The sequence below is a fragment of the Priestia sp. D51 genome (assembly GCF_053345675.1).
In genome coordinates this window covers 15543-28919 of record NZ_JBLTIR010000007.1, presented here as the reverse complement: position 1 = coordinate 28919, position 13377 = coordinate 15543, and the positions used below count along the sequence as shown (strand labels likewise).

The window sequence follows — 13377 nt, the reverse complement described above, 5'->3', positions numbered from 1 at the left end:
CTATTAGTTTCTTATACACTTTTCCTAACCCATTTTTTAGAGATAAAAAAAGCGGCTGTAGCTGCTACAGCGGGAATCATAAAAGCAAAGCTACCAGAATAACTGCCAAACGTTACTTTACTTGATAATCCTTCGATTGAGCTCCACATAGTCGAACTTTCTGGAACATATAAGAGCGTAAGAATCATTCCTGATAGCAGTTGAAAGCTACCCAAGAAAACGATGAAACTAATGATAAATAGTCCATATCTCTTCAATAAAATCTCCCCCTTGATTTATATACGATTTCACGCTTCATAAGTTCCATTATTTAACAGATCCATGTGTTATTCTCGCTTCAAAGATCCTCCAAAAGAAAATTGATGGTAGTCATCGATCTTATTCCAATATCCTATGCACTTTACGTCAGGCTCATCAATAGCTAACGCTTCTTTATTAATTCCTTTATAAGGAAGAAATGCAGTCAACTTTACCTTTTGTTTTGGCTTAATATTTAACTTATTGCCTTCTGCTAACACCTTAAATTTATTTTCAGAATAACCGTTTTTTATTTTTAGTGGATACGATAAAAATACGTCGTTTTGTTTGATGGTCAAATCGCTCTTGTTTACGAATTCCAATTCATACGAAATCCCTTGCTTCATCTTTTGTTCTTTGATGACGTTAATATGGATCTTTTCTAGTTCTCTTAAAGGAACGTTGTCTTCTTCTTTTGAACACCCGGCAAATAAGATAGCTAACACTAATAAAACAAGAATTCCTAACTTTCTATTCAAAAAATAATCCCCTCTCTCGTAACAAAGATTATTTTACAATTATAACTCAAAAAAGTTATTTAATGGTAAAAATACACAATTAAAAAAGCAAACCTTGTCGGTCTGCTTTTTTAATTGCTACGCATAGGTAATGTGTTGTTGTGCGAAAAACTTTTCGATAAGGAGTTTGCCAACTATATGTATATCGTAACAAAAGAAAAAAGAACGCGCTGTGAGATTTGTCACTTCTTCTTTCAAAATAATCTAATTGAATACTCGCTATTGCGTTACGCAAAAAGAGCAGAACGCAATAGCGACCTGCTCTTTTTACATGCTAGATATGGGTAATTTTTCCATGCGTGAAAAGCTCTTCAATAATAAGGGGTTTATCACTACACTTATAGAATAACAAAGAAAAAAAGATGCGGCTGTGAGATTTATCACAGCCACATCTTTTTATCCAACTAGCTTATTAAATTGTACACGTTTATTAATTGCCGCCATAATTGGTGCTCCAACAAGCATAACCACAAACTCACCAACAGCTGTTGTTAACCATGTAAAGAAAAATGGTAAATCAAATGCTAGGTGCAGTTCAAACGCAATAATAAACATCGTAAACGTAAACACAAGTGTATTAATAAGCATACGGGCCCACATATTTTTAATATAGCGCATAGAAAAAATGGTAATGAGTAATGATAGTACAGATTGTCCTACCCCAAACACCAGATCATAAGCGACCATTGGTGAAAAAAACAAATTCGTCAGAAATACCCCTAGTACAATGCCGTACACGTACTTTTTATTAAATACAATCAAATGATTGAACATTTCTGATATACGAAATTGGATATTGGTGAAGCCAAACGGCTGAATTAACATGCTAACAGCAATATACATAGCTGCTAAAAGACCGTTGACGCAAAGTGTTCTTATATTCATCTTACTATTCTCTCCTTAGTTTTTTAACGTGGGATGGTTACGAACCACGTAAACACTCAAAGAATCATACAGCAAGCTTAAGCTTTCGTCAATCTAGCTGTTTGCAAACTACTGCTGCTTTCATGTCTTCCATATTGACTGCTCTTTTTTCTTACTTTTCTTTATTATAAAATAGAAGACGTATCCGTATACATAGGTGACATAAAGTAGTTAACCCTTTTGATTTGAAATACGAAAGGATTTGTAGCGATGTTAGATAATACAGATAAGCGCATACTAGAAGAGCTATCAAAAAATGGACGTATGAAGATGAAAGAATTAGGAGAAAAAGTGCATTTAACCGGACAAGCCGCTTCTGCTAGAGTATTAAAGTTAGAAGATGAAGGCATTATCAAAGGCTATACAATTAACATTGATGAACGAAAACTTGGCTACACCGTCCATGCATTTTTAAATATCTATACGCAGAGCATTCATCACCACCCCTACCTTACATTTGTAGAAAGTCAGAAGAAGTACGTCATCAACAACTTTAAAATCAGCGGCGATGGCTGCTACTTACTAGAATGTAAATTTCATTCGAATGAAGAATTAAATGATTTTTTGACAGAGCTAAATCAGCATGTGAATTACAAACTTTCAATCGTCATTAACAAATAAATTTTTTAAAAAAATAAAGGTATATTAATTTATGAAAATGGCAATTCTAATAACGTATTCCCCCTATTCCAATAAATTTGAAAATCCTTTGCGCCGTCGCAAAGGATTCTTTTTTATACAGGAAACCGCCTTCTATTTTTTGAAAAGTTGAACATCTCTCATAGCGTTGACATAGCGGTCAGAGGTTTATATAATCGGTGACATCGAAGCATAGAAAAGCCGGATCAAGACCTATACAAGTATCGTAATTCTTCGTCTTAGAAGTTGATCAGTTTTATAACTAGACAATTTCTAAGACGTTTTTTATTTTATCATTTGTGAAACACTAGTAAAAACAAGATTCCACGTGAAAATATCCTAATGATCAGGGAGGTTTGCATATTGAAAACAATCTATAAAGACATCATTTTAATTATTGCCGGAGCGCTTTTAGTTGCTGCATCCATTGATTTTTTCGTCATTCCAAATAAATTAGGTGACGGAAGTACGGTTGGTATTGCTCTTGTTTTATATTATTTATTTCATATCCCTACAAGTATCAGCACATTTCTTGTGAACCTTGTATTCATTGCCTTAGCTTATAAATTTCTAACTAAAAAAACCATTCTCTATACGATTCTAGGAGCTGTCATGACGTCCGTTTTCTTAGGTCTGGTCAGCTATATTCCTTTTCACGTTCACGACATGATTTTAGGAATTGTATTCGGGGCTTTACTAATGGGAACAGGACTGGCACTCATTTTTATCGCGGATGGATCTACCGGCGGCACAACTCTTTTAGCTTATTTATTAAACTACACAAAAGGCTACAATATCTCGAAAAGCATGTTCTACATGGACAGCGTCATTATTTTAGCATCTGTTTTTGCTATTGGCGTCAACAATACCCTCTATACTTTTATATTCGTCTATCTTTGTGCTAAAATCGTCGATGTTGTTATCGAAGGTTTCCACAACAAAAAAGCAATGACGATTATGTCTGATCAGTACAAAGACATTGCGCAAGTGATCACCAGTGAATTTGGAAATGCAGCTACCATCTTTTATGGATATGGCTACTACGCCAACAAAGATAAACGCATTATCTACGTTGTTATTAAAAAGAACGAGTTATTAAAAATTAAAAAGAAAATCCAGCAAATTGACCCGAATTCTTTTATTGTCATCCACGAAGTAAAAGAAGTTGTCGGCGGAAAATTTGGATTTATCGGCAATTCGCCTCATGAAACAAAAGCCGCTGCTAAATAAAAAAATCCACCTCTTGGTGGATTTTTTTATGAAAAAACCGTTAAGAAAAACGAAAAGATCCCTGCTAAAAAGTAAACTGACCCTAACGCAATTGCTCCTGTAACGACCGTAAATACACTTAATCCGATAGCCACCTTCATTTTCATCCACATCCCTTTTTAGATTAGTAGTATAAGTATGTCCAAGAATAGAAGATTTATAACTATGCCACCCTATTTATTTCATATATCGATGCAACAATTGTCTATTCAACGTGTTCTAAAACCACCCCTGGCGGCATAATGTATAGGAAGGATTTCATATACACATCTTTGTATCACACATATCATATGAAATTAGGTGAGATAAAATGGTGGCTGTCCACTTTTTTGAAAACAGAAAGCTTCTATTAAGCCAGCTGAGGGAAAACATTCCTTCTACGGGTGATGATTTAAAGATTAAGGGACGAAAAGGAACCGTCGTGCTTGTGAATGACATCGATGAAAAAAATGTTCACGTGGAAGTTGCTTTAGAAAAAGTAGTGAAAAAGAACTTAGCGTTAGATAATGCTAAAAAGAAAAGGAGATAAGCGGCTACGCTTATCTCCTTTTTTTGATTGACATACGATCTCTTGCTTCTGTTTAGAAAAAAAAGAGACTCCTAAAAAAGGAATCTGCCAAAAAGAGCGATATCATCGCCTGAATATTAATACAAGCTATACTTTAACATATAAAAACATATTTTACAAAAATAAACTATTATTTTACGCATAATTATTTTTTTATTCGAGGCTTTTCAACATTTGAAACCCATTTCGTATAAAGAGTTTTATTTATTTTTCAGGCCAAATTTTTGCATCCGGCTCTAATAACCACTTATGCTCTTCTTCCATAATACGGTCTGTCCATGGATTATTGTCAAGATGGCGAATCATCCAGCAGAAGTACATCGCATAGCCGGGAGCCGTTGCTTGAGGATGATCTAATTCACCTGGAATTGTAATAAAACTATTATCAACTACACGGTATGCATCTTCTCCAACCATTGCACAGCCAAATCCTTGCGGCTTGTCAAAACGATAGTAATATACTTCAGGCTGATCATGATGATGAGGCGGATAGCTCGACCATCTTCCTGGATAAGAAATAACTTCTCCAATAACAAGGTTAGAATAAGGAGCGTTATTATAATCAAAGATTGTCCGAATGACACGCTGAGCGGTACCTTCCCATACTCCTTCACCAGCTACTGTATTTTGACAGTCTTCAGGCGTATATAATTTTGATGAAAATTCTTTTTCATTATCCGTTTTTTGAACTAGTACTTCACTATTGGCAAGCGCGGTAATTTTAACCTCCACATTTTTCGAAACGTGCAAACACCAAGGCTCTTCTTCAAAAAGAGACTCACGCTGAATTTCTTTCGAATGTCCTTCCCACTCTAGCTTTACCTTTCCTTCTAGTAAAAGAATAGCCGTTTCATTGCTGCTGTCTAGTAAAGTTTCCTCTTTTCCTTGAGACATATTATAAATCCCAATATCCATCAGCATATCTTTGTGCTGACCGGCCATTTCTGTAAGTACGTTGTATCCTTTATTTAATTCACCTAATTTACCTAGCATGTTTAACTTCCTCCTTTATGTAGTAGCACAATCAGAATTTACTAATCACTCATTTTTTCTTCATAGACTTTATACATTCTTTTGAATATGTGACTGTGAAGAGTTTTTATTAACAGCAATACTCTTGATTGTATTCAATTATTTGCAGATGCTGTGGCGTTTCTTCGTAACGGAGCCGTCGATTTCCGGACAATCAATTTCGGCTCAAGAAGTAAATGTTCTTTATGCATCGTTGAGTATTCCATTTCTCTAACCAGCAAATCCACTACGTTTATAGCCATTTCTTTTGTCGGTTGTGCTACCGTCGTCAACATGGGCGTGATGGTAGTAGAAAGGACGGTATTATCAAAGCCAATCACTGATAAGTCATTCGGCACATCAATGTTGAATTCTTTTGCCGCTTGTATGACGCCAATAGCCAGTAAATCGTTACAAGCAAAAATAGCCGTCACTTTCTCCTTCATTAAAAAAATTTGCTTAGCACTTTCATATCCTTTTTGAATACTTGCTTCGGTCGTAATAACGTGCTGAGGTAACACAGTGATTCCATTTTCTTGCATGGCATCTCGAAAAGCATCTAAACGGGCGTGATTACTTTTTGCATTTTCTGTAATAATCGCAATTTTTTTATGATGCAAAGATAGCAAATAATCAGTCGCCAAATAGCTTCCCTTATAGTCATCCACTGTCACTGTATTAACAGATATGTGAGGGATTTCTGAAGCAATAACGCTAATGGGTATATCTTGCTTCAGCATATTTTTTAAAAGATTAGCATTGCGAAAAGCAGATGCTACAATTAAACCGTCGATTCTCTGACGAATTAACAGCGATAGATATTTTTTCTCTTTTTCCGCATCGTTATCGGTATTACACATTACAACATGGAAACCTCGCTCATGACTTCGGTCTTCTATGCTTCTTGCCAAATCGGCAAAAAAAGGGTTGGAGATGTCGGGTACGAGAAGCCCAATCGTTTTAGTAGGCTTTCCTGTTAAAGCAGATGCTACGACGCTTGGATGGTAATTCAACTGCCCCATAACCTCAATTACTTTTTGTCTGGTTCTTTCACTAATGTGACCGGTTTGATTGATAACTTTTGATACGGTGGAAATTGATACACCTGCTTCTTCAGCCACACTATAGATGGTTGGCTTCATTTCATCTCCTCCTTTCCTTTCATAAACATATAAAAGGCGTAAAACCTTTTACAATAGAAATTAAAGACCGCTTTTTTCTTTAATAAAGTTTCTTGCTTTTAACGCATATTCAAAAGGATTAGCAAGCGCTGGATCCTGTTCTGCTTCTACGACAAACCAGCCGTTATAATCAGAAGCGGCAAGCGTAGTAAATACTTCATCAAATTCAATAACTCCGTCGCCTGGAACAGTAAAGGCTCCTTCTTTTACCGCTTGCAAGAAGCTCAGGTCTTGTTGTTTGACTCGATCAACTACTTCTTGGCGAATATCTTTTAAATGAACATGTTTAATACGATGAAGATATTTTTTTAAGATATAAAGAGGTTCTTCGCCTGAAAAAACAAGATGACCGGTATCAAATAGGAGCGAAACAAGCTCTGGATTGGTAAGCTCCATTAGCTGCTCAATTTCTTCTGTTGTTTGGACGCCTGTTCCCATGTGATGATGATAGACAATATGCATATCTTTCTCTCTTGCTAGTTTCCCAAGATAGTGCAGGCCTTCTATAAGGCTGCTCCACTCTGTTGGCGTGAACACGGGCTTTTCTTTGAATAAAGGTACATCCATCATCCCTTGAATGCTGTGTCCTTGTTCAGATACAACAATTACTTTTGCTCCCATTTCGTATAAAAAATCGCGATGTTCAATAAATGGCGTCACCGTTTCTTCCAGCGGCTTTGTCGTTAAAAATGTACTAAACCATGCGCTTGCAATTTCTAAATTCCGAAGTGATAATGCCTTCCTTAAGATCGAAACATTTCGCGGATATTTGTTTCCTACCTCACTTCCTTTAAAACCGGTTAAAGCCATCTCACTGATACACTGTTCAAAGGTATTTTCAGCTCCTAGTTCAGGCATGTCATCATTTGTCCAAGCGATTGGAGCAATCCCCAGTTTGACCGTGTTTTCCTTGAACATGTCTTCCTCTCCCCTATATCAAATTGAAAACGCTATTATATTCACCGAATGTTTCCCCTCAACATCGGCCATTTCTCTTGCTTGTTAATAACCTCTGGCCATTTCAAGATTTTTCACTTTATCCTTATAGGCTTCTTGTACATGGTGATTTTCAGATACCTCTGCTACTCCTACATGCCACCACGATTCATAACCGTTTGTCATAGTTTTGGGTAGCACTTTAATATCAATTAATGTAGAAGTCTCTTGTTTTTGTGAATCTTCCATTGCCGTTTTTAGTTCTTCAAGAGAGCTTACACGATATGTTTTTACACCGTAGCCTGCGGCGCTGGCTGCAAAATCAATTTTCATCACGTTTCCGTTTAATTTTCCTGTTTCATCGTTTCGATAGCGAAACTCTGTTCCAAAACTCCCCATTCCATTTGACATTTGAAGATTATTAATACATCCAAATCCGGAGTTATCAAACAGTAAAATATTTATCTTTTTTCTTTCTTGAAGGCTTGTAATGAGCTCTGAATGCAGCATTTGATAGCTTCCATCTCCAACCATCGCATACACTTCTTTAGCTGGTTCAGCCAGCTTAACTCCAAGTGCACCTGATACTTCATATCCCATACATGAATATCCATATTCCATATGATAGGTATTGGCTTTATTAGACTTCCACATTCTCTGTAAGTCACCTGGAAGACTTCCAGCTGCACCAACAATGACGGAGTTGTCATCAAGGAGCTTATTCACCTCTCCAATTACTTCTGTTTGCGTTAATTGAGTACCAAGTGATTCTGCATATTCAGCTAAGCTTTCATCTAAATGACCTTTTATTTCTGGAATAAAATCTGCCCCTGTAAAACGTATGCTATGTAGACGCTCTAATTCTGCTTCCCATGCGTCTTTTGCACTTGCAATTTCTGTCGTATAACCAGACTGATAGCCAATTGACATGAGCTCTTTCCTAAGAGCAAACAACCCTTCTTTTGCATCAGCTACAAGCTTCACGGCATCCAGTTTATTTGCATGAAATTCAGACGTGTTAATAGTAAGAAATTGCACGTCGGGATGTTGAAAAAGCTGTTTAGATGCTGTTGTAAAATCAGTAAATCGAGTGCCTACTCCAATTACTAAATCCGCATCTTTAGCGATTGTATTAGCAGCTGAGTTTCCTGTTACACCTATTCCGCCAAGATTATAGCGATAGTCGCTTTCAACGGCACTTTTCCCAGCTTGAGTTTCTCCAAATGGAATATGGAACTCACTAGCAAATTGTTTTAACTCTTTTGCAGCTTCTGAATACCGAACGCCTCCTCCGCAAATGATGATTGGCTTTTTCTTTGTTTTTATTGCTTGAATTGCATCTGCTAGACTGTCCCTAGTCGGAAGGCGACGCTCAATGCGGTGAACGCGCTTTTGGAAGAAATAAGCTGGAAAGTCCCATGCTTCTCCCTGCACATCTTGAGGCAAACAAATAGTTACAGCTCCCGTATCTGCAGGATTCGTTAACACACGTATCGCATTAATCATAGCTGTCATCAATTGTTCAGGGCGGCTTACGCGATCCCAGTACTTACTCACTGGACGGAAAGCATCGTTTGTAGAAATAGATAAATCATATGACTGTTCAATTTGCTGCAAAACAGGATCAGGCTGTCTAGTTGCAAATACATCGCCGGGAAGCAACAAAACTGGAATGTTATTAGCTGAAGCTGTTGCTGCCGTTGTAACCATATTTGCCGAACCTGGTCCTACTGAAGATGTGCAAGCCATAATCTGCTTTCGATGTTTTTGTTTTGCAAAAGCCATCGCTGCATTGGCCATTCCTTGTTCATTACGTCCTTGATATACATCTAGATTTCCTGGTTCTTCTTCCAAAGCTTGCCCAAGACCTACTACATTTCCGTGCCCGAAAATTGTAAAAATCCCTTTAATAAACTGATGCTGCTTTCCATCAAATTCAACATACTGCTGATTTAAAAACTTCACTAATGCTTGTGCCGTCGTCATTCTAACTGTTTCCATGCTTCTTTCTCCCTTCTAATACTAGATTGCGATTTTAAAAAAGGAAGCATAAGGAATATCTTTAATTCCTGATACCTCCTTTTAAAATGGAATGCGATTTTTAATGAATCACTTACCAGCGCGTTGTTACCATTTTCTTTCTTGTATAAAACTCCACGCCGTCCGTACCATTTGCATGAAGATCACCGTAAAAAGAATCTTTCCAGCCAGAGAATGGGAAGAATGCCATAGGTGCCGGTACCCCTACATTTACTCCTAACATACCAGATTCAATATTTTCACGGAACTCACGTACGCTTGCGCCGCTATCTGTATAAATACAAGCACCGTTTGCAAATCGAGAGTTATTAGCTACTTCAATAGCTTCTTCTAATGTTTTCACACGTACAATAGACAGCACAGGTGCAAAAATTTCATCTTGCCAAATTTTCATTTCTTGCGTAACATGATCAAAAATCGTTGGTCCGACAAAGTAGCCCTTGCCATTTACTGCTGCATCTGTGCGACCGTCACGAATAAGCTCCGCTCCTTCTTGCACGCCTGATTCAATATAGCTGAGCGTACGCTCTTTATGATTTTCACGAATGACTGGTCCTAAGAAGACGTTTTCTTCTAAGCCGTCGCCAATTACAATATCATTTGCTTCCTCTACTAATCTTTCAATTAGCTGATCCGCAATTTCTTCTTGTACAGTAACAACAGATGCTGCCATACAGCGTTCACCTGCTGAACCAAAAGCGGCTCCAATAATTTGTTTTGTTGCTACGTTCAAATCTGCATCATTTAATACAATTGAATGGTTTTTAGCACCGGCTAAAGCTTGAACACGCTTTAAGTTTTCCGTACCTTTTTTGTACACGTACTCAGCTACAGGCTGGGAACCTACAAACGAAATAGCTTTCACTAATTTATGTTCAAGAAGACCGTTTACCACATCATGCGCGCCGTTTACAATATTTAATACACCTTTTGGCAAACCAGCTTCTTCAAACAGCTCAGCTAATCTTGCAGCTAACAGCGGCGTACGCTCAGAAGGCTTTAACACAAATGTATTGCCGCAAGCGATCGCAAGCGGGAACATCCAGCAAGGAACCATCATTGGAAAATTGAACGGTGTAATTCCTCCAATGACGCCAATTGGATAGCGGTACATGCCAGACTCAATATCTGTTGCAATATCAGGAAGCTGTTTCCCCATCATTAACGTAGGAGCTCCTGCCGCGAATTCTACGCATTCAATTCCACGCTGCACTTCACCTCGCGCTTCGTTAAAGCTTTTTCCGTTTTCAACTGTCACTAACTTTGCTAATTCATCCCAGTTATCTACTAATAGCTGCTGATACTTGAATAAAATTCGTGCACGTTTAGGCACAGCTGTTTTTGCCCACCCTTTGAACGCTTCATTTGCTGCTTGCACCGCTTGATCTACGTCTTCTTTTGTAGAAAGAGGTACCTGTGCGATTAATTCACCTGTTGCTGGGTTATACACAGGTTCCGTTTTTGATGCAGCTGATTCAATCCATTGTCCACCAATATAGTTTTTTACTGTTTTTACTGCTGTTTGCGTCATAGAATATCTCTCCCTTTATCTGATTTTAATAAGCTTCTATTCCTTTAATCTCTCAAGATTTTCCCTTTGTTTATTAGGCTTCCTGCAAAACTTCAGTTGCTGTCTCCATAAAGTTGAAGAGCTCAACGCTTGTCGGCATAGCATCTGAACAACTGTGTCTTGAAATGACAATCGAAGCGGAGGCACCCCCCAATCGCATTGCCTGTGGAATTTCCAGTCCTTGCATCAATCCATAAATAAAGGCTGAAGCATAGGAATCACCAGCACCAAACGTTTTCAGAACTTTTGTTTTAAATATTCCTCCACGGTGAGACTTACCATCTCTTGTATAGGCAATAGATCCTTCTCCACCATGCTTAATCACGACGATTTGAGCATGGTGAGAAAACCAGCGCTCTGCTGTTACTTGATCATTAGATTCTTCATAATTTAAAAGTTTTTCCATCATGTCAAACTCTTCTCGCGTACCAATAATCACATCTGATTTTTCAGCAGCTAAATTAAAATAGACTGCCGTTTCAGCTTCCGATTCCCATGTATATGGACGATAGTCAATATCAAAAAACACTACAACTTCATGCTTGCGTGCGTATTCTAATGCTAGAAATACAGCTTCACGAGAAGGACTTTGTGCAAGAGCGGTTCCAGATATTAAAAGAGCCTTTGACTTCTTAATATATTCTTCTGATACTTCTGTAGGATCTAGTTTTAAATCCGCTACGTTATCTCGATACATTAAGATGCTGCAATCTGTAGGGCTCTTGATTTCCGTAAAAGCAAGCCCCGTTACAGCCCCTGTTTTATCGACAGCAATACTATCTGTATTAATCTTATTTTTTTGAAGATACCCAGTAATGAAGCGGCCCATTTGATCATCTGATACTTTTCCGATAAAACCGGTTTTTAAACCTAGCCTTGCTGCTCCAATCGCAATATTAGCTGGAGAGCCTCCTACATATTTAGTGAATGTTTTAGTCTCTTCCATTGGACGCTGTGTTTCATTTGCATTTAAATCAATACATAAGCGACCGATAGCGATAAAATCTAACTCACGATTTTCTTTAAAAACAAGCGGATTCATCTTTACTCCTCCTTAGTTAAGCGCTTTCCTAAAAAGGCGAAAAGAGCAAGATATTCTCTTTCAGCCCACATTTCTATCATTAATTCACTGCGTATTTTTTATGTTCAATCTTCACTGGCTGCCCTGATAGTAAAGATTTTTTTGCTGCTTTAGCAATTCGTTCTGCCTGTAATCCATCGTTACCTGTACAAATTACGCTTTGATTTTCCATAATTGCTCTTGCAAACTGTGTTACTTCATCTATATATGCTTGTGTATAGCGTTCAAGGAAGAAATATAGCGGCTTCTCTTTCACTACACTTTCGCCTGTTGATATTTCTACTGTAGTTGGACGGCAATTATCAGCAGTAGCGGAACCTTTTTCACCAAAAACTTCAAGGCGCTGGTCGTAACCGTAGACAGCTTGACGACTGTTATCAATCACGCCTAAAGCTCCGTTTGCAAATTTTAATGACACAATTGCCGTATCTATATCCCCTGCTTCTTCAATAGCAGGATCGATGAGCGTCGTCCCGTAAGCCGATACTTCAATTACTTCACTGTCCATTACATAACGAGCCATATCAAAATCATGAATCATCATATCCATGAACAATCCTCCTGAAGCGCGGACGTATTCTGGACTCGGAGGCTGAGGATCTCTGGAGGTGATTTTTAAAATGTGCGGCTGCCCTACTTCTCCCTGCTGTACAAGATCATGCACTTTTTTAAAGTTGGGATCAAATCGTCGGTTAAAGCCAACTTGAAGCTGTACGCCGTGTTCTTTTACTACTTCTAACGCTTGGATTGTTTCTTCTACTGAAAAACTAACGGGCTTTTCACAGAAAATATGCTTTTTCGCTCGAGCAGCTTCTTCAATAATCGATGCGTGCGTATTCGTTGGCGAACAAATGAAAACGGCATCAATTTCTGAATCTGCTAATAAATCTTGATAATTTGTTGTTAACGTTGAAATTCCTTTACTTGCAGCCCACTCGTGCAAATGATCTACCACTACGTCTGAAACCGCTTTAATTTTTATTTGCGGCATTAATTTTAAATTATCAACATGTAATTTACCTATTCGTCCAGCACCAATTATTCCAATTGTAAGAATCCCCATCTTATTTTCCCCTTTAATTAAAAGTTAAGAAAACATTCGCTTAAACCTATTTTTAGGTTAAGCGCTTTCCTATTTCCAATTATACATACTGTTTTTTGAAATGCAACATTTTTTATAGATTATTTAGAATATTTGTTTTTTATTCATCTGATTGTACAGTATGAAAAACCTTATTTTTATCTATTTATGCTTAAAATTAAGGGAATTCTCTATATTTAAGTATTCTTATAATAAGGGCAAGTTATTATAATCTTATCTACTACTATTTCCACTGTTGAAA

13 protein-coding genes and 1 riboswitch are annotated in these 13377 nt (G+C 37.6%); of the genes, 3 read left to right on the top strand and 10 right to left on the bottom strand.

Features of this window, described 5'->3' with window-relative positions:
- Positions 1–11: 11 nt before the first annotated feature.
- The 3 genes from ACNHOZ_RS23125 to ACNHOZ_RS23115 all read right to left on the bottom strand — a co-directional run bounded on the left by ACNHOZ_RS23125 (position 12) and on the right by ACNHOZ_RS23115 (position 1700).
- Positions 12–257 (bottom strand): hypothetical protein, encoded by a 246-nt coding sequence (locus ACNHOZ_RS23125; RefSeq protein ID WP_028414340.1) that lies wholly within the window; start codon positions 255–257, stop codon positions 12–14.
- Between the two features lie 69 nt (positions 258–326).
- Complete coding sequence (locus tag ACNHOZ_RS23120; protein ID WP_028414341.1) at positions 327–776, bottom strand: hypothetical protein; 450 nt, start codon at positions 774–776, stop codon at positions 327–329.
- A 435-nt stretch (positions 777–1211) separates the two neighbouring features.
- Positions 1212–1700, bottom strand: coding sequence for a QueT transporter family protein (locus ACNHOZ_RS23115; RefSeq protein ID WP_028414342.1), 489 nt, complete (start codon positions 1698–1700; stop codon positions 1212–1214).
- 9 nt (positions 1701–1709) lie between these two features.
- Positions 1710–1754: riboswitch (PreQ1 riboswitch) on the bottom strand.
- Between the two features lie 195 nt (positions 1755–1949).
- Here ACNHOZ_RS23115 and ACNHOZ_RS23110 point away from each other — a divergent pair.
- The 3 genes from ACNHOZ_RS23110 to ACNHOZ_RS23100 all read left to right on the top strand — a co-directional run bounded on the left by ACNHOZ_RS23110 (position 1950) and on the right by ACNHOZ_RS23100 (position 4176).
- Positions 1950–2360, top strand: a complete 411-nt coding sequence (locus tag ACNHOZ_RS23110; protein ID WP_028414343.1) for an Lrp/AsnC family transcriptional regulator — start codon at positions 1950–1952, stop codon at positions 2358–2360.
- A gap of 381 nt (positions 2361–2741) precedes the next feature.
- Positions 2742–3608 carry a YitT family protein gene (locus tag ACNHOZ_RS23105; protein ID WP_028414344.1) on the top strand — a complete coding sequence of 289 codons (867 nt, stop codon included), beginning with the start codon at positions 2742–2744 and terminating at the stop codon, positions 3606–3608.
- 349 nt (positions 3609–3957) lie between these two features.
- Positions 3958–4176, top strand: coding sequence for a hypothetical protein (locus ACNHOZ_RS23100; RefSeq protein ID WP_013055227.1), 219 nt, complete (start codon positions 3958–3960; stop codon positions 4174–4176).
- A gap of 243 nt (positions 4177–4419) precedes the next feature.
- On the opposite strand, the gene ACNHOZ_RS23095 is transcribed toward ACNHOZ_RS23100, so the two are convergent.
- The 7 genes from ACNHOZ_RS23095 to iolG all read right to left on the bottom strand — a co-directional run bounded on the left by ACNHOZ_RS23095 (position 4420) and on the right by iolG (position 13097).
- Positions 4420–5208, bottom strand: coding sequence for a 5-deoxy-glucuronate isomerase (locus ACNHOZ_RS23095; RefSeq protein WP_034268093.1), 789 nt, complete (start codon positions 5206–5208; stop codon positions 4420–4422).
- A 134-nt stretch (positions 5209–5342) separates the two neighbouring features.
- Complete coding sequence (locus tag ACNHOZ_RS23090; RefSeq protein WP_048020653.1) at positions 5343–6368, bottom strand: LacI family DNA-binding transcriptional regulator; 1026 nt, start codon at positions 6366–6368, stop codon at positions 5343–5345.
- 60 nt (positions 6369–6428) lie between these two features.
- The gene (iolE, locus tag ACNHOZ_RS23085) at positions 6429–7325 is read right to left on the bottom strand and encodes a myo-inosose-2 dehydratase (RefSeq protein ID WP_028414347.1); all 897 of its coding nucleotides are present in this window, start codon (positions 7323–7325) and stop codon (positions 6429–6431) included.
- 84 nt (positions 7326–7409) lie between these two features.
- Positions 7410–9344 carry a 3D-(3,5/4)-trihydroxycyclohexane-1,2-dione acylhydrolase (decyclizing) gene (iolD, locus tag ACNHOZ_RS23080; RefSeq protein WP_048020654.1) on the bottom strand — a complete coding sequence of 645 codons (1935 nt, stop codon included), beginning with the start codon at positions 9342–9344 and terminating at the stop codon, positions 7410–7412.
- A 112-nt stretch (positions 9345–9456) separates the two neighbouring features.
- Entirely contained in the window at positions 9457–10914 is a 1458-nt protein-coding gene (locus ACNHOZ_RS23075; RefSeq protein WP_028414349.1) for a CoA-acylating methylmalonate-semialdehyde dehydrogenase, read from the bottom strand.
- Between the two features lie 73 nt (positions 10915–10987).
- Entirely contained in the window at positions 10988–11995 is a 1008-nt protein-coding gene (gene iolC, locus ACNHOZ_RS23070; protein WP_033580687.1) for a 5-dehydro-2-deoxygluconokinase, read from the bottom strand.
- Between the two features lie 79 nt (positions 11996–12074).
- Positions 12075–13097 (bottom strand): inositol 2-dehydrogenase, encoded by a 1023-nt coding sequence (gene iolG / locus ACNHOZ_RS23065; RefSeq protein WP_028414351.1) that lies wholly within the window; start codon positions 13095–13097, stop codon positions 12075–12077.
- Positions 13098–13377: the final 280 nt, after the last annotated feature.

What these genes read in the sequence shown, in the direction of transcription:
- ACNHOZ_RS23115 (WP_028414342.1), bottom strand. Translation starts at nt 1,700, where the DNA reads ATGAATATAAGAACACTTTGCGTCAACGGTCTTTTAGCAGCTATGTAT.
- ACNHOZ_RS23110 (WP_028414343.1), top strand. Translation starts at nt 1,950, where the DNA reads ATGTTAGATAATACAGATAAGCGCATACTAGAAGAGCTATCAAAAAAT.
- ACNHOZ_RS23100 (WP_013055227.1), top strand. Translation starts at nt 3,958, where the DNA reads ATGGTGGCTGTCCACTTTTTTGAAAACAGAAAGCTTCTATTAAGCCAG.
- ACNHOZ_RS23095 (WP_034268093.1), bottom strand. Translation starts at nt 5,208, where the DNA reads ATGCTAGGTAAATTAGGTGAATTAAATAAAGGATACAACGTACTTACA.
- ACNHOZ_RS23090 (WP_048020653.1), bottom strand. Translation starts at nt 6,368, where the DNA reads ATGAAGCCAACCATCTATAGTGTGGCTGAAGAAGCAGGTGTATCAATT.
- iolE (WP_028414347.1), bottom strand. Translation starts at nt 7,325, where the DNA reads ATGTTCAAGGAAAACACGGTCAAACTGGGGATTGCTCCAATCGCTTGG.
- iolD (WP_048020654.1), bottom strand. Translation starts at nt 9,344, where the DNA reads ATGGAAACAGTTAGAATGACGACGGCACAAGCATTAGTGAAGTTTTTA.
- ACNHOZ_RS23075 (WP_028414349.1), bottom strand. Translation starts at nt 10,914, where the DNA reads ATGACGCAAACAGCAGTAAAAACAGTAAAAAACTATATTGGTGGACAA.
- iolC (WP_033580687.1), bottom strand. Translation starts at nt 11,995, where the DNA reads ATGAATCCGCTTGTTTTTAAAGAAAATCGTGAGTTAGATTTTATCGCT.
- iolG (WP_028414351.1), bottom strand. Translation starts at nt 13,097, where the DNA reads ATGGGGATTCTTACAATTGGAATAATTGGTGCTGGACGAATAGGTAAA.